Source organism: Nonomuraea sp. NPDC048882, from assembly GCF_040649755.1.
GTDB lineage: Bacteria > Actinomycetota > Actinomycetes > Streptosporangiales > Streptosporangiaceae > Nonomuraea > Nonomuraea maheshkhaliensis.
The window spans coordinates 226,806-248,966 of record NZ_JBEZGB010000006.1 but is presented as its reverse complement, the minus strand read 5'-3'; the positions used below and the strand labels follow the sequence as shown (position 1 = coordinate 248,966).

Genomic DNA, 22,161 nt, shown 5'->3' with positions numbered 1-22,161 from the left:
TCGTCTCGCTGTCATACGCGAGCGTCTTGACGATTAGAGTTCTCGGCATGGACGTGCTGAGCGACGTGATCACCATCATGCGGACCGGGCGGCCCCGCTCGGCCCGCGTCGAGTGGCGCGCCCCCTGGGGGCAGCGCTTCCCCTCGGCCTCCGGATCCGCCGGGTTCCAGGTGGTGCTGCAAGGGTCGTGCTGGCTGCTGCCGCCGGACGAGCCGCCCGTCGCGCTGTCCGCGGGAGACGTGGTCTTCTTCCCCCACGGCCACGGCTACGCCATGGCCGACCACCCGTCCACGCCGGTGACCGAGCCCGCGTGCGACCCTTCGGACGAGGACGGCCTGTTCGCCTCCGCGTCGGCCGGCGGGCAGGGCGCGAGCACGGTGCTGCTGTGCGGCGGCTACCGGCACGACCCCGACCGGGCCCATCCGCTGCTGCGCGACCTGCCCGAGCTGATCCACCTGCCCGCGGGGCCGGGGCTCAACTCCGAGGTACGCGCCGCCGTCCAGTTGCTGGGGGCCGAGATCCACCAGCCGAAGCTGGGCGCGGACACCGTCGTGTCGTCCCTGCTCGACATGCTGCTGCTCTACATCCTGCGCGCCTGGTTCACCGATCCGCACGGCGCCTGCCAGGTCGACGGCTGGGCGGCGGCGCTGGCCGATCCGGGCGTCAGCGCCGCGCTCGACGCCATCCACCGCGATCCGGCCCATCCGTGGACGGTGGCCGAGCTGGGGGCGCGGGCGGGGCTGTCGCGGGCGGCCTTCGCGCGCCGGTTCGCCGCGCTGGTGGGGCAGCCGCCGCTGGCGTACCTCACCTGGTGGCGGCTGGCCAGCGCCGGGCGGCTGCTGCGGGAGACGGACGCGCCGCTGAGCGAGATCGCCCGCCAGGTGGGGTACGGGTCGGAGTTCGCCTTCGCCAACGCGTTCAAGCGGGACTACGGCGTCGCGCCCGGACGGTACCGTCGCACGGTTTTGGAGTGCGTCCAGGAGTAAGGGGGTGGTTTCGCGGTATCGCTGCCTATTTTTCCACTAAAGGCCGATTTAGCGGGATCGGCTTATTAGCCGGGACTTTTGCTTGACAAAGCCCATGAATTCTCGGTGGTGGGGGTAGGCGTTGATTTATGAGGATAAAGCTTCAAAGAATAGCCGCTCTAGGACTCGGAACCGTGGTCGCCTGCGGACTCCCGGCAGTCGCTGAGGCAGTCACAAGCCGGCCGGAGTCGAGCCGGCTGGGTCCGGGCCGGCCGGAGTCGAGTCGGCCTGAGGCGGACCGGCCAGGGGCTCGCCGGGCGGAGACGGGTCGGCCGTGGGCAGGCCGGATGGACACCGGCAGGCAGGGCGTGAGGCGTGCGGACACGGGCCGGGCGGGCGAGGGCCGGATGGACTTCGGCAGGCAGGGCGCGAGGCGTGCGGAGACGGGTCGGGCGGGCGCGGACCGTACGGACGCGCGGAGGTCGAAGACCAGGTGGCTGGACGCGGGCCGGCCGGACTCCAGATGGGCGGAGCAGGACAGACCGGGCACGGGCCGGGCGGTGGCGTCGCGGGCGGACGCCAGGTGGGCGGAACCGAGGCGAACGGACACGAGGCGGGCGGACCCCAGGGGGACGGACACGAGGGGAGCGGACGCCAGGAGGGTGGACACGCTGTGGACGGATCTGGCGCAGACGGATCCGGCGGAGACGGGCCCGACCTGGGCGGACACAGCGCGGACGGACACGACGCGGGCTGATACCGCGCGAACGGACACGGCGCGCGTGGACACCGGGCGCACGAGCACAGGGCGGACGGGCACGGGGCAGGCGGGGAGCGGGTCCACGGGGGCGGTCGAGGGGACGCTGCTGCGGCCGGGTGCCCGTGGTGAGGCCGTCAGGCTGTTGCAGCGGCGGCTGCACGCCGGCCACTACTACTACGGCAAGATCAACGGCGTCTACGACGAGCAGACCAAGTTCGCGGTCTGGGCGCTGCAGAAGAACCGCAGGATGGCGCCCAAGGGCGAGGTCGATCGCCAGGTCTGGAAGGCGCTCGACAAGCCCGCCCGCCACCGCCCGCTGGTCCCGAACGGCCCCCCGGACCGGGTGGAGATCAACCTGCGCGAGCAGTTCCTCACCGTCTACCGCGACCGCAGGCCGGTGCTGTTCTCGCACATCTCCACGGGCGCCGAGGTGCGCTACTGCGAGGGCGGGCGCTGCGGGAACGCGATCACGCCGGTTGGCGACTTCCGCGTGCAGAGCCGCGCGCCGGGCTGGACCACCGGGCGGCTGGGGTCGATGTTCAACTCGCTCTACTTCACGGGGGGCATCGCCATGCACGGCTCGTCGCAGGTGCCGCTGCGCCCGGCCTCCCACGGCTGCGTGCGCCTGCCGATCGAGACGTCCAAGCGCCTGTACGAAATCGTGAAAATCGGCGAGCCCGTGTACGTCCGCGGCAAGATCATGTGAGCCCGGTGATAAGCATTTCGCCGAATATCCGGATTCGCCGTGATATCGCCAGCATGCGGATAACCCGGGAAATATCGGGACGTGCTGCCCGGCGATATTCACCAGGCCGGGCGCGCGCCGAAAAGGGACGACGGCCGCGCCGAACGCCATCCGCCCCCGCACCGTCCGCTGATCCGCGGCGGCGAGAGGGCGGATGACTCGCTACATCGGCTTGCCGGTGCCGTTCAGCCAGCGGCCGTAGAGAACGCTGGTGGTTGTGCAGCGCCCCGCGAAGCAGACGGCGCTCACCTTGATCGACCGGTGCGCGTAACGCGTGGTTGAAGCTGCGGATGACGCGTCCGGACCGGCAGGCGTCGTACATCTTGACGCTGCGTACACCGTTCTGGTTGTAGATGACCGTCCTGCTGGTCGAGGACGTCTCGGTCTTCTTGTGCCGCTTGACGCTGTGCTTCTCCGGCTTCTGGTAGCTCCTCGTCCCGACGTACCTCCTCCACACGCCACCGCATTGCCCCAAGGCGTCCTGCCACCCGAGGTAAGGCTTGGCGGTGTCGGAAGCGGCGGCCGGCATCCCGCCGGCTCCGGCTGCCATCCCCGAAGCGAGCATCGCCGTCGCCATGAACCTTGTGAGCCACTGCGCATGAATCGTCTCCATTTCCGGAGTCGTCGCATCCTGTGGAACCCGGCTGCCTGCCACGGTGCCGTAGGGCGGAATACGCACGGCACATCTCCGCTACATGCGAGAACCCGACGGTCGCAGCACCTCCCCGATGGCCATCGAGGAGAGGCCCGTGCGATCCGCCGGGTTCGTCACATTTGCGCTACGTCAGGTCAGGCCGTTCCTCCGACGCCGGAGATCCGGGGGATGCCCACGCGCGTGAGCCTGGGCACGCTCTCTCCCGCCTTCTTCAGCACGCCGTCCTTGACCAGCCGCAGTTGCTTGCCGGGGGCGGGCTTCGGCGGGCCGCCGTGGTCGCCGCCGGTCTGGGCCAGCCGCAGGGCCAGCGCGGGGCACATGTCGACGGCCCTGCGCGCCTCCTTGGCCATGAATCCGGGGATCTTGTTGAACGACGGGAAACCGTAGTCGTCCAGCTCCACGAACTCGGGCAGCAGGTGCGCGCACAGCCCGTGCCCCGCACAGCGGGACCAGTCGACCTCCAGCCGGTACTCCGGCTCGGGCTCGCGCTCGGGCATCGGCAGCACCCCGCGTACGGGGCGGCCGCAGGAGCCCTGCTCCAGGTGCTGGGTGATCTCGACCTCGAACGAGTCCAGCGCGGACAGCACGAACTTGGCCGTGCCGTCCGGGTGGAAGCAGGCCCCGCGCCGCTCGACGCCGCGGACGCAGCGCCGTACGGCGTCCACCGAGCCGGTGCCCTCGACCAGGGCGTACATGGCCCTGGCGATGTCGGGCAGGCCGAGCCGGCACGGCCCGCACTGGCCCGCGGACTCGGCCGCGAGGTAGGCGGCGACCCGGGCGGCCTCGCCCAGGGCGCAGGTGGCCTCGCCGAGCGGGACGATGATCCCGGCCCCGAGCGTGGCGCCGGCCTGCTTCATGCCCTCGCGGGAGAGCACGGCCGTTTCGACGACGTCGGCCGACAGCCACGCGCCGTGGTAGCCGCCGATGAGGACGCCGTCGCCGATGTCGGCCTCGCAGAGGCCGAGCACGTCCGCGAGGTAGGTCCCGGTCGGCGCCTCGATGACGGCGCCGTTGGCCGCGCCGCCGCTGACGGTGAGCAGGATGGTGCCGGGCTCCTTCGCGGTGCCCACCTCGGCGTACTTCTCCGGCCCGTACTCGGCCAGCAGCGCGAACTGCGCGTACGTCTCGGTGTTGGACAGCAGTGTGGGGAGCCCGTCCACGCCGCTGGTCGCGGCCCGCTTCTTGCGGCCGGGAGGAATGCCCTCCTCGCCGTTCACGGCCTTGACCAGCGCGCCGCCCTCGCCGGAGATGAACCGTTCCTTGATCCCGACCACGCGGATCGGGACCCGGCTCTCGGCTCCGCCGGAGACGTTGGCGGCGCGGCGCTCGGCCACGGCGGCGGCCACGGACGCCTCGGCGACCTCGCCGCCGGCCGTGGCCACGACCACCTCGCGGGCGCCCAGCGCCTCGGCCGCCAGCACCGCGCCGTCCAGCACGAGGTGCGGGTTGCGGGTGAGCAGCATGGCGTCCTTGGAACTGGCCGGCTCGCCTTCGGCGCCGTTGACCAGCACCACGCACTCGCCGCCGGGGCCGGTCGCGTCGGCCACGGCACGCAACTTGCGGGCGAAGGGGAAGGCCGCTCCCCCTCGCCCGCGCATGTCCACCTCGTTGGCGTACGAGATGAGCTCGCCCAGCTCCCTGGGCTCGACGAGCCCGTGGAGCGTGCGGTGGGCGGGCAGGTCGAGCCGTCGGCAGTGGTCCAGCCCGGCGGTGAGCCGGGCCGGACCCATGCGTAAGACCCGTGGCACTCTGGCCGGAATCACAGTCGCTCCTTGGGATGCGCGAGCAGGACGGTGGTCATCCTGCCTCCCGATATCTGCGCCGGGCCTCTGCGAGGCTCACGGGTGCGGCGGCCGCTCTCGGTCCCGTCGCCGCCGCGCCGGCGGCGACAGGAGCCTTCATCGGACGTTCTGACGGGACGCCCATGGCGGCGGCCGCGGTCACCGGGGGCGCTTCGACCTTCTCGGGTACGATCGGCGGCCGTCGCAGCGAGGCCAGCACGCGGACGATCAGCGCACCGCCGACCGCCGCCATGCTGGCCACGTACGACCAGGCCACCCAGCCGGCCGGCGGACGGCCGGCCGTCAGGCCATGCATGATCCCGACGGGCCAGGCCAGGTAGGCGGCCGAGTGGAGGATCCGCCACATCCATGGCCTGCTCCGTGTCGCGAACCGCCCCCTGAGCATTCCCGTCACCACGGCCACGACCATCAGGTCGAAGGCCAGGGTGCCGAACCCCACGTAGATGCCCGCGACCGGCACGACCGCTGCCCCCGGCGGCACGTGACCCAGGCTGATCATGAGCGTGATGTGGGTGATCAGGTACGCCAGGCCGATCAGCGCGGTGGCCCGGTGCGCGAGCTGTGCCCTGACCCGGTTGGCCGGGGACAGGAACACGCGTTCGGTGGTGAGCAGGCCGAGCGCGACAGTCGCGGTCAGCAGCACCAGGGCGAACACGCCCGCGTAGAACTCGAGGAAGCCGACCCCCTGGCCCAGCATCCCGATCCCGCGCTCCGTCCTGGTCAGCGCGAACGCCGACAGGAGGAGCGCCATGATCAGGGCGCTCGCCCCCAGCCGGACACTCCTGGTGTCCAGCTTGGTGGGGGCGTGCCGGGGGCTACGTCTGTGGAGCATGTATTTCCCTCCAGGGTCGAGTGAGGGTGCGACTCGGAAGGCTGCGCCGCCCTTGCGGGCGGAGGGTTCAGGTCAGCAACGGCGCCCCCGGTTGATGCACGAGACGACGGTCTGCATCAACCGGTCAGGCATGACGTTGGCGAAGTCAGCGTGGTCCGTGACCGGGTTGTGCTTCTGTTCCGGGAAGGCGTCCACGGCGTACGACGCCCCCTGGGGCACGGTGTACCCGAGGGTCATGCGCAGTCGCGGAATCGCCCTGGTGCCCTGCGGGCATGCTCCGTTCTGGCCGGGGAAGACCACGTGGGTTCGATGGTTCGCACTGTCGGTGTTCTGACCGTCCCAGCAGCTGGGGAAGTCCAGAATACGGAGCACTTGGCTGCCGCGCGGGCAAAGCGTGTATTTGTCCGGACTTATGCGGTTTTGGAATCCCGAGCAGCTCCAGCCGGCGCGGGCGTTGGCCGTGCCGTTCGTGGCCGCCTTGGCGTCACCGGTGATGATCCGGATGAACCTCGGCATCGCGACCACGCGGGAGGTGGCGTTGCCGCCGAACTCCAGGCTCACGAAGCGCGGACGGAGCACGGTGCCGACGTTGCCATCGGGGTCGTTGGAGTTCGCGTCGGACTTGCGGTCCCTGAGCACCGGCCAGAAGTACGTGGACTTGTCGCCCTGCCGGCAGGTCGTACCCGCCGCCGCCAGGCTCTCGTCGGTGGAGAACGCGTCCGTCGACAGGTTGCCCACGTAGTCGTGCAGGTGGTGCGCGCCGTTGCTCACACCGGGAGCGACGATGAAGTTGTCGGGGTTGTTGTGCCCGTTACGGTTCGTGCCGCACTGCGAGGTGAACGTGCCGCGGGAGCCGTTACGGCCGGGCCGCGCGTCGAGGCGCACCGGCGCCACCTGGCGGATGTTCACGAAGTCCTCGGGGAACGGGCCGAGGTCGGCGCACTCCGCCTCCTCGTCGTTGCCGCCGGTCGCGGTCGGGGAGGCCGAGGGGGAAGCGCTCGGGTCCGCGTCGCCCCCGTCATCGGGGTTCTGGGTCTGGCTGGGGCTCGGGCTGGGGGAGTTGGTGGGCCGGCCGCCGTTGCCGCCACCGCGACGGCGGGACTGGACGGTGGGGTTGTCCTCCGGCGCGGTCTGGGAGGCGTCAGCGCCCTGATCCTGGTCCTGCCCCTGGTCCTGGTCCTGGCCCTGATCCTGGTTCTGGCCCTGGTCCTGGGCGTCGGGGTCCTGAGCCGGGTCGAGGGCGATGCCGCCGCCCTGAGGGGCCTGCTGATCGCCCTGCTGGTCCACCTGCTGGTCACCGTTCTGGCCGGTGCCCTGCTGGTCGCCGGTGCCCTGCTGGTCCGGCTGCTGCTGGTCCTGCTGCCCCTGCTGGTCCTGGTCCTGCTGCCCCTGCTGGTCCTGCTGGTCCTGGTCCTGCTGTCCTTGCTGGTCCTGATCCTGGTTCCGGTTCCGCTGGCCCCGCTGGTCGCGGTTCGGCTGCTGCGACTGGCTCGCCTGAGGTGACTGCTCGGCGGGGTCGCAGTGGTCGGCGAACGCCGGGCCGCTGCTCACGCCGATGACGGCCGCCGATACCAGGCCGCCTGCCGCCATGGCCAGAGCGGATGCGGCCGCGGCCATGCGTCTGGATCTCCTCATGTGTGTCTCCTCTTTTCAACCGCCATTGCGACGGGTGGAGCGGGTGCGGGAGTCGGGGGTTCGGGCAACTGGTTGTGATCCACCAGGCCGGTCGACTCCAGGTACGCCATATGGCGCATCACGTAGTTGATGCCTTCCTGGGCGAATTTCCGGATGTCGGAGTTGCGCGTTCCGGCTCGTACGCTTGCCACGACGGTGAAGACCTTGCCGTGTGCTGCACGCAACAGGTTCACGAAGTCCTTGTCGAAGGCCGGTCCGCTCTCGGCGGCCATCTGGGCCATCCAGCGTTGCTGGTCGGGATTGGGCTCGTCCGGCAGTGCCACGCCCAGCTTCTTGGCGGTCTGGCGGGTGATCAGATCGAGGTCCATGTGCTCGTTCATGATCAACTTGCCGACTTCCTTCACGCGCTGGGACTCGGCGCGCGTCTGGGCGTACTCGCCGGCGGGCATCTCCCATAGCCCTGCCTGACGGACTTTGATCAGCAGATCGCGGTCGGCAGCTGTGAGCGGTCCTGACGACGTCTGTGACCATTGGGCGGCCGCGGGATCGATCGATGGTGGCATGACCAGCACGATCGTCACGGCGGCGGCTACGACGAAGCCGCCGAGCATGAACAACTCGCCGCGCAAAAGCCTGTGCATGGTCGGAGGTACGCGCCTGTACCGGTCCTGGTTCACGTATGGCCGGAGATAGTTAGAAATGACTGGAGTTATCGGAGTGGCTACCGCTTGGATAACGAAGGTGTAAAGATGTGCCCCGTGCTAGGTCACCTCGACGGCAGGTTCGAGAGTGCGGATGCCGAGGCGGAGCATCGCATCGCGGTGCTTTACCAGGAGTTCGGCGGCCCTCTGCTGCGACACGTCCGCAAATCCACAGGTAACGACCTTCAGTGGGCCGAAGACGTTGTGCAGGAGACGCTCGTCCGAGCCTGGCGGAACTCGGCAAGACTGCAATGGGAACCGAGCCTCATATGGGCATGGCTGCTTACCGTGGCCCGCCGCATAGTCATTGATGGGCGTCGGCGTAAGAGCGTCCGGCCGCAGGAGGTCGAGCCGCCCGAAGTCGACATGATGTCGGTCCCGGACGGATCGGAGCGAGCGCTGTCGGCGATGGTCGTCGCGGACGCTCTCCGATCGCTGTCCGAAGAACACCGCCAAGTCATTGAGCACACCTATCTCCGAGACCGTACGATAAGTGAGGCGGCGGAGATTCTGGGGATCCCGCCGGGCACGGTGAAGTCCCGGCTCTACTACGGGATCCGGGCTCTCCGCGAGCTGCTGCGGGACAAGGGGGTAGCCGGCTGATGCATGACGGGGTGGCCGCTTACGTCCTCGGTGTCCTCGACGATGAGGAGCACGAGGCCTTCGAACGCCACCTCGACACGTGCGAGCGCTGCCAGGCGGAGCTGGTCGAGCTCGTCGAGCTGCCGGACCAGCTCGACGAGCTCAAGAACTCCCCCTCCTCGACCTCAGGCGACGACCCCCCGATGTCGATGTCACATTGACGTTTATGTCCTTTTCGGGTGGTATCGGTACGGCGAGGCGTTGCGCCCGGCCCACGCGGCCGGGCGGTCCGGGGAGGTGTTCGGTGGGCATCGAAGGCGATGCGCCCGTTCCCCCGCGTCGGCAGTGCGGTGAGGAAGGCGGCCGGCTGTCGTACAGCGGCCGTCTTCGTGTGCCCCAGCTCCTCGCCCAGCAGCGCCGCGAGCTCTCCGAGCCCGCGCTGTGGGATGCTTGCCCGACCGCCCTCACCCAGCGTGGCCTGCCGGTCTGCGACGACCGGATCGTGGCCGCGCCGCCGGCCGTGGCGAGAGACCGCGGGTCTCACGACGACTTCCCGCTGCTGTGGGAACCAAGGGCCTGGCTATGAACAGCCATGGCGAACCCTCACAAAGGAGTGAGAGCGAAATGCCGCTCGACGAGGCCAAGGACGAGCTGCTCCAGAGAGCCGCCGAGAGTTGCGCGGTGGGCAGCGAGCATGTGAGCGCCGAGGAGGCTCTGTCCTTCCTCCGGTTCTACTACCGGCATGTCGCGCCGGAGGACCTGCTCGACCGCAACCCCGTTGACGTGTACGGCCCCGCGATGTCCCAGCGCCAGTTGGCCGAGGTCCGCCCCCAGGGCCGGGCCGTGGTGCGGGCCTACACCCCCACACTCGACGAGCACGGCTGGGACCCAGGCCGCTCCGTGGTGGAGGTGGTCACCGACGACATGCCGTTCCTGGTGGACTCGGTGACGATGGAGCTCGACCGGCACGACCTGGGCACCTATCTGGTGGTCCATCCGCAGATGCGGGTGCGCCGCGACATGACCGGGCGGATGCTCGGCCGCGGCCAGGAGGACGTCACCGGCCAGATGCTGGTCGAGTCGTGGATCCACATCGAGATCGACCGTCAGTCCGACCCCGAGGTGCTCAAGCGGGTCGAGGGCGATCTACAGCGGGTGCTCACCGACGTGCGCCACGCGGTCGAGGACTTCAGGAAGATGCGGGCGCTGGCGGTGCAGACGGCCGAGGACCTGAGCATGAACCCGCCGCCGCTTGAGCCCGCGGAGGTGGAGGACAGCCTCGACCTGCTGCGCTGGCTCGCCGACGGGCACTTCACGTTCCTCGGCTACCGCGAGTACCGCCTGGAGCACACCGACGAGGGCGAGACGCTGCGGGCGCTGCCAGGGGCGGCGCTGGGGATCCTGCGCGACGACAAGGTGGGTTCCGAGAGCTTCGCGGCGCTGCCCGCCGAGGTGCGGGCCAAGGCGCGCGAGAAGCAGCTCCTGATCATCACCAAGGCCAACTCCAGGGCCACCGTCCACCGCGCCACCTACCTCGACTACATCGGGGTCAAGCTGTTCTCCCCCGACGGCGAGGTGATCGGCGAGCGGCGCTTTCTCGGCCTGTTCACCCACGTGGCCTACAGCGAGTCGATCTCCAGGATCCCCGTGCTGCGGCGCAAGCTGGGCGACGTGCTCGACGCGGCCGGGCTGCCCGCCGACAGCCACGACGGCAAGGACCTGATCGAGATCCTGGAGACGTTCCCGCGCGACGAGCTGTTCCAGACCTCGGTCGACCAGCTCCTGCCGATCGCGATGGGCGTGCTGCGGCTGCGCGAGCGCAAGCAGGTCAAGCTGTTCCTGCGCCGCGACGACTACGGCCGCTACATCTCCTGCCTCATCTACCTGCCGCGCGACCGCTACACCACCAAGGTCCGGCTGAAGATGGAGGAGGTGCTGCTCAAGGCGCTGGGCGGCAAGTCGCTCGACTACAGCGCGATGATCGGCGAGTCCGTGCTGGCCCGGCTGCACGTGGTCGTGCGCGGCGAGCGCGGCACCCCGCTGCCGAGGCCGAGCGTGGACGTGGAGGAGCTGGAGGCGCGCCTGGCCGGCCTCACCCGCTCCTGGGAGGACGACCTGGCCGCGGCGCTGGGGGAGATGGCCTCCGAGGAGGAGGCCCCCGCGCTCATCAAGCGGTACGCCTCCGCCTTCCCCGAGGGGTACAAGGCCGACTTTCCGCCCAAGGTGGCCGTGGTCGACCTCAGGCGGCTCGAACACCTCGTCGAGCAGGGCGACGGCGAACGGGTCGAGATCAACCTCTATGAGCCGTACGACGCCACCGAGGGCGAGCGGCGGCTCAAGGTCTACAAGGTCGGCTCGCCGATCTCGCTGTCGAAGGCGCTGCCGCTGATCCAGCGGCTCGGCGTGGAGGTCGTGGACGAGCGGCCCTACGAGATCGACCGCGACAACGACCCGCGCACCAAGAACGCCTGGATCTACGACTTCGGGCTGCGCTACATCCCCTCGGAAGAGGTCGACAGGAACGACTTCAAGCGCCTCTTCCAGGACGGGCTCACCGCGCTGTGGCACGGGCGGGTGCAGGCCGACGACTTCAACGCGCTGATCCTGGCCGCCGGGCTGACCTGGGAGCAGGTCGAGATCCTGCGGGCCTACGCGAAATACCTGCGCCAGGCCGGGAGCACGTTCTCGCAGCCGTACATGGAGCAGGTGCTCAGGGACAACGTGCGGCTGGCGCGGCTGCTCGTGCAGCTGTTCGAGGCCAAGCTGGATCCGCGGCGGGGCGAGGACGTGCGGGTGGAGCTGGTGGACGCCCTGCACGAGGAGATCCTCGGGGCGCTGGACGCGGTGGCCTCGCTGGACGAGGACCGCATTCTGCGGGCGTACCTGGAGATGATTCAGGCGACATTGCGCACCAATTACTTCCAAACAGTGGATGGCAGTCGCAAACCGTACATATCGCTCAAACTCGACCCCGGGGCCATTAGCGTGCTGCCGCTGCCGCGGCCGAAGTACGAGATTTTCGTCTACTCGCCGCGCGTCGAAGGCGTGCATCTGCGTTTCGGGAAAGTCGCCCGCGGCGGGTTGCGGTGGTCGGACCGGATGGAGGATTTCCGGACGGAGATTCTCGGCCTGGTCAAAGCACAGATGGTGAAAAATACCGTTATTGTGCCGACTGGGTCCAAGGGCGGCTTTGTTGTGAAGCATCCGCCAAAGTCTGGTTCGCGGGAAGAGCTGCTCGCCGAGGGCGTGGCCTGCTACCGCATGTTCATCTCCGGCCTGCTCGACGTCACCGACAACCTGGTGGACGGCAAGGTCGTGCCCCCGCCCGACGTGGTCAGGCACGACGGCGACGACACCTACCTCGTGGTCGCCGCCGACAAGGGCACCGCCACCTTCTCCGACATCGCCAACAGCGTGGCCAAGGAGTACGGCTTCTGGCTCGGCGACGCCTTCGCCTCCGGCGGCTCGATCGGCTACGACCACAAGGCCATGGGCATCACCGCCCGCGGCGCCTGGGAGTCGGTCAAGTACCACTTCCGCACCATGGGCGTCGACGTGCAGAGCACCGACTTCACCGTGGCCGGCGTCGGCGACATGTCGGGCGACGTGTTCGGCAACGGCATGCTGCTGTCGCGGCACATCCGGCTGGTGGCCGCGTTCGACCACCGGCACATCTTCGTCGACCCGTCCCCCGACGCCGAACGCACCTACGCCGAGCGGCAGCGGCTCTTCGAGCTGCCGCGCAGCTCGTGGGAGGACTACGACGCCAAGCTGATCTCGGCCGGCGGCGGCGTCTTCCCGCGCACCGCCAAGTCCATCCCCATCACGCCCCAGATGCGCGAGGCGCTCGGCATCCCGGCCGGCGTCACCTCGATGGCGCCCAACGACCTGATCAGCGCCATCCTCAAGGCCCCGGTCGACCTGCTGTGGAACGGCGGCATCGGCACCTACGTCAAGTCGGGCGCCGAGTCCAACGCCGACGTCGGCGACAAGGCCAACGACGCGCTCCGGGTCAACGCCTCCGACCTGCGCTGCAAGGTCATCGGCGAGGGCGGCAACCTGGGCTTCACCCAGCTCGCCCGGATCGAGTTCGCGCTCAACGGCGGGCTGGTCAACACCGACTTCATCGACAACAGCGCCGGCGTCGACACCTCCGACCACGAGGTGAACATCAAGATCCTGCTCGACCAGGTCGTCCGCGACGGCGAGCTGACCGACAAGCAGCGCAACCAGGTCTTCACCTCGATGACCGACGAGGTCGCCGACCTCGTGCTGCGCGACAACTACGCGCAGAACGTGGTCCTGGCCGCCTCCCGCTCCCAGGCCGTCGAGATGCTCCACATCCACGCCCGCTACCTGCGCAAGCTGGAGCGCGACGGGCTGGTCAACCGGGAGCTAGAGTTCCTGCCGTCCGACAAGACCCTCGCCGAGCGACGGCAGGCCAGGCTCGGGCTGACCGCGCCCGAGTTCGCCGTGCTGCTGGCCTACACCAAGCTGGTGGCCGACGCCGAGCTGCTGAACTCCGACCTGCCCGACGACCCCTACCTGGCGTCGTGGCTGGTGTCGTACTTCCCGTCGGCGCTGCGCGAGCGGTTCCGCACGTACATGGACGAGCACCCGCTGCGCCGCGAGATCATCACCACCTGCGTGGTGAACGAGCTGGTCAACGCGGCGGGCACCACGTTCACGTTCCGCTTCGGCGAGGAGACCGGCGCATCGACCCCGGACATCGTGCGGGCCTACCTGGTCGCCAGGGAGGTCTTCGACCTGCCCAGCTTCTACCGGGCCGTGGAGTCGCTGGACAACGAGGTCGACACCGCCACCCAGATCGCCATGCTGCTGGAGGCGCGCAAGCTGGCCGAGCGCGGCGCCCGCTGGCTCCTGGTCAACCGGCGGCCCCCGCTCGACCTGGCCGGGTCGGTCAGCTTCTTCATGAAGGGCTTCAACGGGCTGCTCTCCCACATCCCGAAGCTGCTGACCGGGCCCGACCTCGCGGCCTACGAGGACCGCCGCGACTCGTTCGTGGCCCGCGGCGTGCCGTTGGAGCTGGCCGAGCGGGTCGCGGGGATGGTGCCCGCGTACTCGACGCTCGACCTGGTCGAGATCTCGTCGCTGACGGGGCGGCCGGTCAGCGAGGCGGCCGAGGTCTACTTCGACCTGGCCGACCGGCTGCAGCTGGCCCGGCTGCGCGAACGGATCATCTCGCTGCCCCGCGACAACCGGTGGAACTCGATCGCCCGCTCGGCGCTGCGCGACGACCTGTACGCCGCGCACGCCTCGCTGACCCGGGACGTGCTGGCCCACAGCAAGCCGGGGCTGCCGCCTGAGGAGCGGCTGGCACGGTGGTCGGACGCCAACTCGGCGGCGGTGTCCCGCGCCCGCCAGACGCTGTCGGAGATCTGGGAAAGCGACAACTTCGACCTGGCCACCCTCTCCGTCGCCCTGCGTGCCATCCGCACGCTGGTGGCCGCGAGCAACCTCCCCCACACAGAAGCCTGACGCTCAGGGCCGGGGCAGCACGCACGCTGCCCCGGCCGGCTTCAGGTCTGTCTCGCCAGGCGCCGGTGCCGGCTCGGACGTGGTGCCGCGGCGCTCCATGGGGCCGTCAGGCGGCGAACGACCACGGAACGGGGCCGACAGTGCGCTCCGTTACGGCGGTGCGCCACAGACCGGTCAGAGGGCGTTTCCCTGGACAGGCGCCAGCCCATGACGGCGGGTGGCCGGCCACGGCAGCGCGTAAAGGATGAAAGGGTTTTACTGGCCGACGGCGCCAGTCAGGCCGCCGTCGTGAGCTATCACAGCCGCGGCGGCAGGAGCGGTGAGCGGCGGGACCACCGTCGCGTACTGGTGGACCTCGGTGAGCTTGAGGCTGAGCCTGACCGTGCCGCCGGTGAGCCAGCGGCTGGCCTCCTCCGGCACCGGGATCTTGTAGGACTTGTCGACCATGTTCTTCGTCGTGCTCGTGCGCGACAGCGAGTACTGGATCAGCGCCCCGCCGTTCTCCGTCCGCAGCCCGTAGACCGGGTAGTTGTCGGCGCTGAAGATCGAGTCGTAGCTCAGCTCGTTGAACTTGGCGTCGCCGCGCAGCGTGGCGATCTGCTCGGCCACCTCGGTCGTGTAGGGCCCGGGGGCGAGCAGCCCCGCCGTGACGCCCGACTTGCCCGTCTCGGCCACGCTGGCGTGCACAGGACCCATGAACTGCGGGCTGATCGTCACCGACTTGTCGTCGGCCGCCACCGCCGTGGCGTAGCCGTCGGCGTCGAGCGCCACCGGCGGCAGCTCCTGGCCGGGCAGCAGCCGCGCGGCCGAGCTCAGCTGCCAGTCGTCGCCCGACCTGGCGAACGTCACCAGCGTGGGCTGGTCGTCGCGGGTGACCAGCGCGCTGAACCAGGGCGCCCGCTCCTCCGGCGGGAACCGGGGGACCAGCAGCGTCGGCGAGCCCCACCGGTAGCGCGGCGGCGCGTAGTCGGTGGTGGAGTAGGCGGCCACGGTGAGCGCGGCCTGGCCGCCGACCGTGAGGTCCTTCGCCTGCTGCAGCCGGCCCCGCAGCTCGCTGCGCACCCGCAGCAGGTCGTCGGCGGCGATGAACTCGGCGAACGCCTCAGCCGCCTCCTCGCGGGTGACGCCCGGCTCCGGCGCCGAAGGCGAGGGCCGGGCCGAGCTGGACCCGGCCGCCTTGGTCGGGGCGGGCGGGGCGCCACCGCTGCAGGCGGTCACCCCGGCGAGCAGGCCGGCGGCGAGCGCCAGCATCTTCCGCCGACCGTAAGCACGCACCTCGCCATGTTATTCGGGCCCGCGAGGGTCGCGTACCCTTGGGAGACGTGGCAGGCATCGATCCGGCAGAAGAGATCAACGAGCTCGCGGGCACGCTCCGCAGCATCCAGGACGTGCTCGACCTCGACGCGATGCGCAAGCAGATCGCTGAGCTGGAGCAGCAGGTTGCCGCGCCCGACCTGTGGGACGACCCCGACCAGGCCCAGAAGGTGACGAGCAAGCTCTCCCACCTCCAGGGCGAGCTCAACCGAGTCGAGGGCGTGGCGCGCCGGCTCGACGACCTGACGGTCCTCTACGAGCTCGCGGCCGAGGAGGCTGACGACGACACGCGTGCCGAGGCCGACAAGGAGCTCGAGACGCTGAAGTCCGACATCGGCGCCCTTGAGGTGCGCACCCTCCTGTCGGGCGAATACGACGCCCGCGAGGCGCTCGTCACCATCAACTCCCAGGCCGGCGGCGTCGACGCGGCCGACTGGGCGGAGATGTTGCTGCGCATGTATCTGCGTTACGCCGAGCGCAAGGGCTACGCCACCGAGGTCTACGACACCTCCTACGCGGAGGAGGCCGGCATCAAGTCGGCCACGTTCACGATCAAGGCCCCCTACGCTTACGGCACGCTGCGCGGCGAGCACGGCACCCACCGGCTGGTCCGCATCAGCCCGTTCGACAACCAGGGCCGGCGCCAGACCTCGTTCGCCGGGGTCGACATCGTGCCGGTGGTCGAGCAGACCGACCACATCGACATCAACGAGGACGAGATCCGCGTCGACGTCTACCGCTCCAGCGGCCCCGGCGGCCAGGGCGTCAACACCACCGACTCGGCCGTGCGCATCACGCACCTGCCGTCCGGCATCGTCGTCTCCTGCCAGAACGAGCGCTCCCAGCTGCAAAACCGCGCCACTGCGATGAACGTGCTGCAGGCCAAGCTGCTGGAGCGCAAGCGGCAGGAGGAGGCGGAGAAGATGTCGGAGCTGCGCGGCGCCACCACCACGTCGTGGGGCACGCAGATCCGCAACTACGTGCTGCACCCCTACCAGATCGTGAAGGACCTGCGTACGGGCACCGAGGCCGGCAACCCCTCAGCCGTGCTCGACGGCGACCTCGACGAGTTCATCGAGTCGGAGATCCGCTGGATGCGGCGTCAGGAGTCAGGCACCGACTAGGTGCTCGGCCACCAGGCTCAGCAGCAGCAGGACCAGCAGCAGCCCGACGACGAGAGCGGGTGACAGCCCGGCGAAGCCGTGGTTGTGCAGCCGCTCCCTGTTGGCGCGGCACAGGGGGCAGCGGCCCTCGATCACGGGGTGGGCGCACTGCGCGCATACGAGGTGTTGGCAACTCATGTCAGCCCCAAGTCTAGCCGCACAATCGTTTTGTTTCCGTTATGGACGTTCCATGCCAGTCTTCCCCCTAGACTGTCGTCTGGCCAATCGGAACGTCGATCATCAGTAAAGAGACGCCCCCGATCGGCCGGTGGCGGGAAGTGGGCATGTGCCACCCTCGCTTCCGTCCTGACCCCTAGACTGGCATGCCGTGATGCTCTCGTGATCCATTTCGATAATGTCACCAAGGTCTACGCGAACCAGAACCGGCCCGCTCTCGACCACGTCTCCGTCGACGTGGACAAGGGCGAGTTCGTGTTCCTCGTCGGTCCCTCGGGATCAGGCAAGTCCACGTTCCTGCGCCTGATCCTCAAGGAGGAGCGGCCCAACTCCGGGGCGATCCACGTCGCCGGCAAGGATCTGGCCCGCCTGTCCAACTTCAAGGTGCCGCACCTGCGCCGCCGCATCGGCTGCGTGTTCCAGGACTTCAGGCTGCTCCCGAACAAGAACGTCTACGAGAATGTGGCGTTCGCCCTCGAGGTCATCGGTAAGCCCCGGCGGTTCATCCGCAAGGTGGTGCCCGAGGTCATCGAGCTGGTCGGCCTGGAAGGCAAGGCCCACCGCATGCCCGACGAGCTGTCCGGCGGCGAGCAGCAGCGCGTCGCCATGGCCCGCGCGTTCGTCAACCGGCCGATGATCCTGCTGGCCGACGAGCCCACGGGCAACATCGACCCCGCGACGAGCATCGGCATCATGAAGGTGCTCGACCGCATCAACAGGACTGGCACCACGGTCGTCATGGCCACGCACGACGCGGCCATCGTCGACTCCATGCGTAAGCGTGTCGTGGAGCTGGAGGACGGCAAGATCGTCCGTGACCAGTCGCGTGGCGTGTACGGCCAGGCGTACTGACAGGGAGCTGCAGACAAGACATGCGGGCGAATTTCATCTTCTCCGAGGTCTGGATCGGCCTCCGTCGCAACCTGACCATGACGATCGCGGTGATCATCACCGTGGCGGTCGGCATGGCGATGCTCGGCGTCGGCCTGATGATCAACAGTCAGGTCGGGCTGATGAAGAACTTCTGGGACGACAAGGTCGAAGTGTCGGTCTTCCTGTGTAAAAAGGGAACGGCCATGCCGGCCTGCAACGGCAAGGCGATCACGCCCGCGCAGACCAAGGCGCTCGAAGCGCACATCAAGGGCACCCAGGGTGTTAAGCAGGTGTTCTTCGAGAACGAGACGACCGCGTACGAGAATTTCAAGCAGTCGTTCTCGTCCAACAAGGCCCTCGTGGACGCCACCAAGGTGGAGGACCTGCCCCAGTCGTTCCGCATCGCGCTCAAGGATCCGGACAACTACGAGTCCGTCATCCAGGCGGTCACCGGTCAGCCCGGCGTCGCCCAGGTGATGGACCAGAAACAGCTGATCGCCCCGTTCTTCAGCATGCTCGACAAACTGGCCTTCGCCGCGCTCACCGTGGCGATCATCCTGGTGCTGGCGGCGGCGTTGCTGATCGGCAACACGGTCCGGCTGTCGGCGTTCAACCGGCGCAGAGAAACCGGCATCATGCGGCTGGTCGGCGCCTCCAACCTCTACATCCAGCTGCCGTTCGTCATGGAAGGCGTCATCGCCGGCCTGGTGGGCGGCGTGTTCGCGGCGGTCATCCTGATCGTGGCGAAGGTGTTCCTGTTCGACCAGATCGTCGGCTTCTTCGGCGGCGCCACGGCCCTGCTGGGCTGGAACGACGTGGCCCAGACGATCACGATCACCATGATCATCGGTGTCGTGATCTGTATCCTGGCCTCGTTCGTGACGCTGCGGCGCTACCTGAGGGTGTAGCCGTGCACATGGGTCGTCCCCGCCCCGGTCGCCGGTAAAGTCGAACCATGCCACGTGAGACCGGGCGGAAGGTCATCGCCCAGAACAAACGTGCTCGGCACGACTACCACGTCGAGGACACTTTCGAGGCGGGTCTCGTGCTCCAGGGCACCGAGGTGAAGTCGCTCCGCGAGGGTCGCGCCTCGCTCGTCGACGGCTACGCCAGCATCGACGGGAACGAAGCGTGGCTGCTCAACGTGCACATCCCCGAATATTCGCAAGGTACGTGGACCAACCACGCGGCGCGCCGCAAGCGCAAGCTGCTGCTGCACCGCAAGGAGATCGAGAAGCTCGCCGCCAAGACGAAGGAGGGCGGGCTGACGATCGTGCCGCTGGTCCTCTACTTCAAGGACGGCCGGGCCAAGGTCGAGATCGGCATCGCCCGGGGCAAGAAAGACTGGGACAAGCGGCAGGCGCTGGCGGAGCAGCAGGCCAAGCGGGAGATGGCCCGGGCCCTGCGCGGCCGCAACCGATGAGACGGCGGCACCGCAACCGATGAGACGCGCCCGCCGCACCCTGGCCGCGACCGTCACCCTGGCGGTCGCGAGCACCACGCTGACCGGCTGCTTCGAGGAGCCATCGCCGCACGACGCGGTGCGTGACTTCCTCGTGGGCTGGCAGACCGAGGACTACGAACTGGCCGCCGGCCGCACCGACGGCGATCCGGCGACCGTGCGCAAGGCGCTGGCCGACACCAAGCTGGAGCTCGACGCGGCCTCGTTCCGCTTCAAGATCACCAGCCTGGGCGTAGAGGGCGAGGAGTCCAAGGCCAACTTCCACGCCGAGGTCGACCTGGGCGAGAACAACCCCCTGTGGGAATACGACGGGGTGCTGCCGCTGCACCTGGTCGACGGGATGTGGCGGGTGCGCTGGTCGCCGTCCGTGCTGCATCCGCAGCTCAAGCAGGGCCAGCGCTTCGCGGTCGACACCGAGCCCAACGCGCGCATGCCGGTCGTCGACAAGGCCGGCGACCCGCTGCAGAGCGACACCGTCCTCTACGTCGCCGGCGTCTACCCGGCCAAGCTGGGCGACCGGGCAGAAGAGGTCGTCGCGCGGCTGTCCGAGGTCACCGGCTACGCCCAGGACCGGCTGCTCAGCCGGGTCAGGTCGTCGCCGCCCGAGAAGTTCGTGCAACTGGTGACGTTCGGGCGCTCGCGCTACCAGTCGATGCAGCCGAAGCTCGACGCCATCGCCGGGATCGAGGTCCAGCCGCAGGACCAGCCGGTCAACCCCGATCCGCCCCGGCAGATCGTGGGCAGCGTGAGCGCGCTCACCCCCGAGACCGAGCAGAAGCTGGGAGGCCCGCAGCGGGCCGGCGACTCGGTCGGCAAGAGCGGGCTGCAGCAGGCCTACCAGGACTACCTGACCGGCTCGACCGAGACCAAGGTCGTCATCCTCGACCTCAAGACCGGCAAGGAGGTCGCCCAGCTCAAGGAGTGGCCCGGCCGCCAGAACGTCTCGGTGAAGACCACGATCGACCGGGCCGCGCAGCGGGCGGCCGAACAGGCGGTGGCCGACACCGAGACGAGCGCGCTGGTCGCGGTGCAGCGCAACACGGGCGAGATCCTCGCGGTCGGCACCAAGGGCCTGCACCAGGAGCGCGATGCGCTGGCGGGCAAGTTCCCGGCCGGCACGGCGTTCTCCATCGTGGCCGCCGACGCGCTGTTCAAGGCCGGCGTCAGCCCCAAGCAGCGGCTGGCCTGCCCGCAGGAGCGCACGGTGGGCGGGGCCAAGTTCGTGCACGTCGGCCAGACCACGGGGGTCACGACGTCGGCCACGTTCCAGGAACACTTCGCCAAGGGCTGCGTGACCGCGCTGGCCTCCCTGGCCCGCCGCGTCTCGGCCGGCGACCTCGACCGCAGCGCTCAGGGCTTCGGCATCGGGCAGCCGTGGCGGCTGCCGCTGAAGTCGTTCAGCGGGGCCCGTCCCGCGCTGTCCAGCGACGCCGACAAGGCCAAGGCCATCGCGGGCCAGAACGTCCAGGTGAGCCCGCTCAGCATGGCCCTGGTGGCGGCCACGGTCGCCTCGGGCACCTGGCGGCCGCCCGTGCTGGTGACCGAGCCCAAGACGGCCGACCCGGCAGCCGAGCCGGCGCCGGCCACCCAGCCCGCGCCGATCCCGATGGACCCGAAGGTCCGCGCGACGCTGACGGCGATGATGCGGGCCGGCGCCGCCGGCACCCCCGCCCAGGCGGGCAAGGGCAAGGTCTACGGGGTCACGGCGTCCGCCGGCGACCAGCAGACCTGGTTCGTCGGCTGGCAGGGCGACGTGGCCCTCGCGGTGCTGGCGAAGAACTACAACGCCGGGGCCGTCGCGGGCAGCTTCTTCGCGGGCCTCGGCAGCTCTTCGTGAATTAGTCGCTACGCGGAGCAACCATTCGCGGGCCCGGTTGCGTCTTACCTGATGACTGGGCCCGCTCGGGGGGTTGCGGTCCCAGTCGCCGTGATGAGACAGGACTTCATCTCGGGGGAAGTCCTGCCGTCCGGACCGGCTCGACCCTGCCGGTCGGCCCCCGGGAGCGTGTGCCTCTGCGCCGCGCTCCCGGGGGTTTCGCCGTTCGGAATTAAGTTGGCGTTGAGGGCGTTGTCCGCTGTAGATTCATGTTGCTCGTCGTTGGGGCTCCGGTCCCAGGGCGTGTTGACAACTGCACAGGGGGTGACTGGCTTCGACTTTGGCCTTGCAAGCCAGGTGAAGCGGGCCGAGGACTGCGGACATAACCTCGTTAATCCTGTGACCGCAAACAACAAGTGCCAATTCCAAGAGCACTGTGGCTGCCAGGGACTCCCTGGCGCTCGCTGCCTAAGTAGCGAAACCACTGTCAGCCCGGGAGTGCCTTCGGCCCGGTGTCTGGCATCGTTAGAAGGCTCAACCGTTCGACCCGGCCACGGGGAAGATCGGGAAATCTAACAGTGGCTGAGCCCGTCGGCGACTCGCCTGCGTGATCGCCGGGGCTGAGAAAAGCACAGCAGGCTGCGCCCGGAGAATCCCTGACTTGGGGTTGAAGGACGCGGGTTCGATTCCCGCCACCTCCACCATCACAGACCGTCTCTTACCTGCGGAAACATCGCAGGAAAGGGGCGGTTTCGTGTTTGTTGGGGCACGCACCTGTCGGAACAGGACCTCCTCACGAGGGTGATTCTCGCGCCCATGCGTTCGGCATGCGCTCCGTCCCCAGACTGGAGCCGTTCACCGTTCCTCCCGCTTCCAGCGGACGCCGAACCATGGAGAGGCCATGACAGCGATCGTGCCCGAGCACAATCTCGACGAGATCGTCGCCCAGATCCGCGCCGAGGAGTCGGCCGCGGACTTCGACACGTCCGAAGCCGCGTTCAGCGAGCTGGCCGGGGTGTCCCCGGAGGACCTGCAGCAGTTCCTGGAGGAGAAGGTCGGGCTGTCGCCCGACGAGGGCATCCAGGGCAGCTTCACCGGCATCATCGTCACCGCCGGGGTGCACTGCTAGATGGTCCCGCAGTCAGGGGCTGACGAGCTCCTGCGCGCCCGGACGCTGGGT

General features: G+C 69.1%; 19 protein-coding genes and 1 other RNA gene. 13 read left to right on the top strand and 7 right to left on the bottom strand.

Annotated elements, in window-relative coordinates; translation table 11 throughout:
• Positions 1–47: 47 nt before the first annotated feature.
• Together AB0C27_RS23000 and AB0C27_RS22995 are read left to right on the top strand one after the other, a co-directional pair.
• Positions 48–986: an AraC family transcriptional regulator gene (locus tag AB0C27_RS23000; protein ID WP_357847064.1), complete on the top strand. Its 939-nt coding sequence runs from the start codon at positions 48–50 to the stop codon at positions 984–986.
• A 761-nt stretch (positions 987–1,747) separates the two neighbouring features.
• Positions 1,748–2,431, top strand: a complete 684-nt coding sequence (locus AB0C27_RS22995) for a L,D-transpeptidase family protein (RefSeq protein ID WP_357847062.1) — start codon at positions 1,748–1,750, stop codon at positions 2,429–2,431.
• Here AB0C27_RS22995 and AB0C27_RS22990 read toward each other — a convergent pair.
• The 5 genes from AB0C27_RS22990 to AB0C27_RS22970 form a co-directional block, all read right to left on the bottom strand.
• Complete coding sequence (locus tag AB0C27_RS22990) at positions 2,424–3,149, bottom strand: hypothetical protein (protein WP_357847060.1); 726 nt, start codon at positions 3,147–3,149, stop codon at positions 2,424–2,426. The genes AB0C27_RS22995 and AB0C27_RS22990 overlap by 8 nt on opposite strands.
• A gap of 110 nt (positions 3,150–3,259) precedes the next feature.
• Entirely contained in the window at positions 3,260–4,888 is a 1,629-nt protein-coding gene (locus AB0C27_RS22985; RefSeq protein ID WP_357847058.1) for an NADH-ubiquinone oxidoreductase-F iron-sulfur binding region domain-containing protein, read from the bottom strand.
• 34 nt (positions 4,889–4,922) lie between these two features.
• Entirely contained in the window at positions 4,923–5,759 is an 837-nt protein-coding gene (locus AB0C27_RS22980) for a ferric reductase-like transmembrane domain-containing protein (RefSeq protein WP_357847056.1), read from the bottom strand.
• A gap of 72 nt (positions 5,760–5,831) precedes the next feature.
• On the bottom strand, positions 5,832–7,394 hold the full coding sequence (locus AB0C27_RS22975; protein WP_357847054.1) for a DUF1996 domain-containing protein: 1,563 nt from the start codon (positions 7,392–7,394) through the stop codon (positions 5,832–5,834).
• Positions 7,391–8,035 (bottom strand): DUF4142 domain-containing protein, encoded by a 645-nt coding sequence (locus AB0C27_RS22970; RefSeq protein ID WP_357847052.1) that lies wholly within the window; start codon positions 8,033–8,035, stop codon positions 7,391–7,393. Before AB0C27_RS22970 ends, AB0C27_RS22975 begins: the two co-directional genes overlap by 4 nt.
• A gap of 108 nt (positions 8,036–8,143) precedes the next feature.
• Between AB0C27_RS22970 and AB0C27_RS22965 the strand changes: the two genes are divergently transcribed.
• The 4 genes from AB0C27_RS22965 (at position 8,144) to AB0C27_RS22950 (ending at position 14,176) form a co-directional block, all read left to right on the top strand.
• Complete coding sequence (locus AB0C27_RS22965; RefSeq protein WP_245955696.1) at positions 8,144–8,698, top strand: sigma-70 family RNA polymerase sigma factor; 555 nt, start codon at positions 8,144–8,146, stop codon at positions 8,696–8,698.
• A complete protein-coding gene (locus tag AB0C27_RS22960) occupies positions 8,698–8,898 on the top strand; it encodes a zf-HC2 domain-containing protein (RefSeq protein ID WP_326630293.1) in 201 nt (66 codons plus the stop codon). Before AB0C27_RS22965 ends, AB0C27_RS22960 begins: the two co-directional genes overlap by 1 nt.
• 83 nt (positions 8,899–8,981) lie before the next feature.
• A complete protein-coding gene (locus tag AB0C27_RS22955; protein WP_357847050.1) occupies positions 8,982–9,263 on the top strand; it encodes a hypothetical protein in 282 nt (93 codons plus the stop codon).
• Positions 9,264–9,301: 38 nt separating this feature from the next.
• Positions 9,302–14,176 (top strand): NAD-glutamate dehydrogenase, encoded by a 4,875-nt coding sequence (locus tag AB0C27_RS22950; RefSeq protein WP_357847048.1) that lies wholly within the window; start codon positions 9,302–9,304, stop codon positions 14,174–14,176.
• Positions 14,177–14,431: 255 nt separating this feature from the next.
• Here AB0C27_RS22950 and AB0C27_RS22945 read toward each other — a convergent pair whose 3' ends face one another.
• Positions 14,432–15,451: a hypothetical protein gene (locus AB0C27_RS22945; RefSeq protein WP_357847045.1), complete on the bottom strand. Its 1,020-nt coding sequence runs from the start codon at positions 15,449–15,451 to the stop codon at positions 14,432–14,434.
• 47 nt (positions 15,452–15,498) lie between these two features.
• On the opposite strand from AB0C27_RS22945, the gene prfB reads away from it, so the two are divergent.
• Positions 15,499–16,614, top strand: a complete 1,116-nt coding sequence (gene prfB, locus AB0C27_RS22940) for a peptide chain release factor 2 (protein WP_357847043.1) — start codon at positions 15,499–15,501, stop codon at positions 16,612–16,614.
• Here prfB and AB0C27_RS22935 read toward each other — a convergent pair.
• Complete coding sequence (locus AB0C27_RS22935) at positions 16,600–16,791, bottom strand: hypothetical protein (protein ID WP_357847041.1); 192 nt, start codon at positions 16,789–16,791, stop codon at positions 16,600–16,602. The two genes, prfB and AB0C27_RS22935, sit on opposite strands and share 15 nt — an antisense overlap.
• A 201-nt stretch (positions 16,792–16,992) precedes the next feature.
• Here AB0C27_RS22935 and ftsE point away from each other — a divergent pair, with 201 nt between their 5' ends.
• From ftsE to tvaA, 6 genes are all read left to right on the top strand, one after another.
• Positions 16,993–17,682: a cell division ATP-binding protein FtsE gene (gene ftsE / locus AB0C27_RS22930; protein ID WP_091079803.1), complete on the top strand. Its 690-nt coding sequence runs from the start codon at positions 16,993–16,995 to the stop codon at positions 17,680–17,682.
• Positions 17,683–17,702: 20 nt separating this feature from the next.
• Positions 17,703–18,611 carry a permease-like cell division protein FtsX gene (gene ftsX, locus AB0C27_RS22925; protein ID WP_357847039.1) on the top strand — a complete coding sequence of 303 codons (909 nt, stop codon included), beginning with the start codon at positions 17,703–17,705 and terminating at the stop codon, positions 18,609–18,611.
• A 47-nt stretch (positions 18,612–18,658) separates the two neighbouring features.
• Positions 18,659–19,126, top strand: a complete 468-nt coding sequence (gene smpB, locus AB0C27_RS22920; RefSeq protein WP_106236735.1) for an SsrA-binding protein SmpB — start codon at positions 18,659–18,661, stop codon at positions 19,124–19,126.
• Between the two features lie 19 nt (positions 19,127–19,145).
• Complete coding sequence (locus tag AB0C27_RS22915; protein ID WP_357847036.1) at positions 19,146–21,002, top strand: penicillin-binding transpeptidase domain-containing protein; 1,857 nt, start codon at positions 19,146–19,148, stop codon at positions 21,000–21,002.
• A 299-nt stretch (positions 21,003–21,301) separates the two neighbouring features.
• Positions 21,302–21,685, top strand: a transfer-messenger RNA (tmRNA) gene (ssrA, locus tag AB0C27_RS22910).
• A 197-nt stretch (positions 21,686–21,882) separates the two neighbouring features.
• Positions 21,883–22,110, top strand: a complete 228-nt coding sequence (gene tvaA / locus AB0C27_RS22905) for a thioviridamide family RiPP peptide (protein WP_357847034.1) — start codon at positions 21,883–21,885, stop codon at positions 22,108–22,110.
• Positions 22,111–22,161 lie beyond the last annotated feature (51 nt).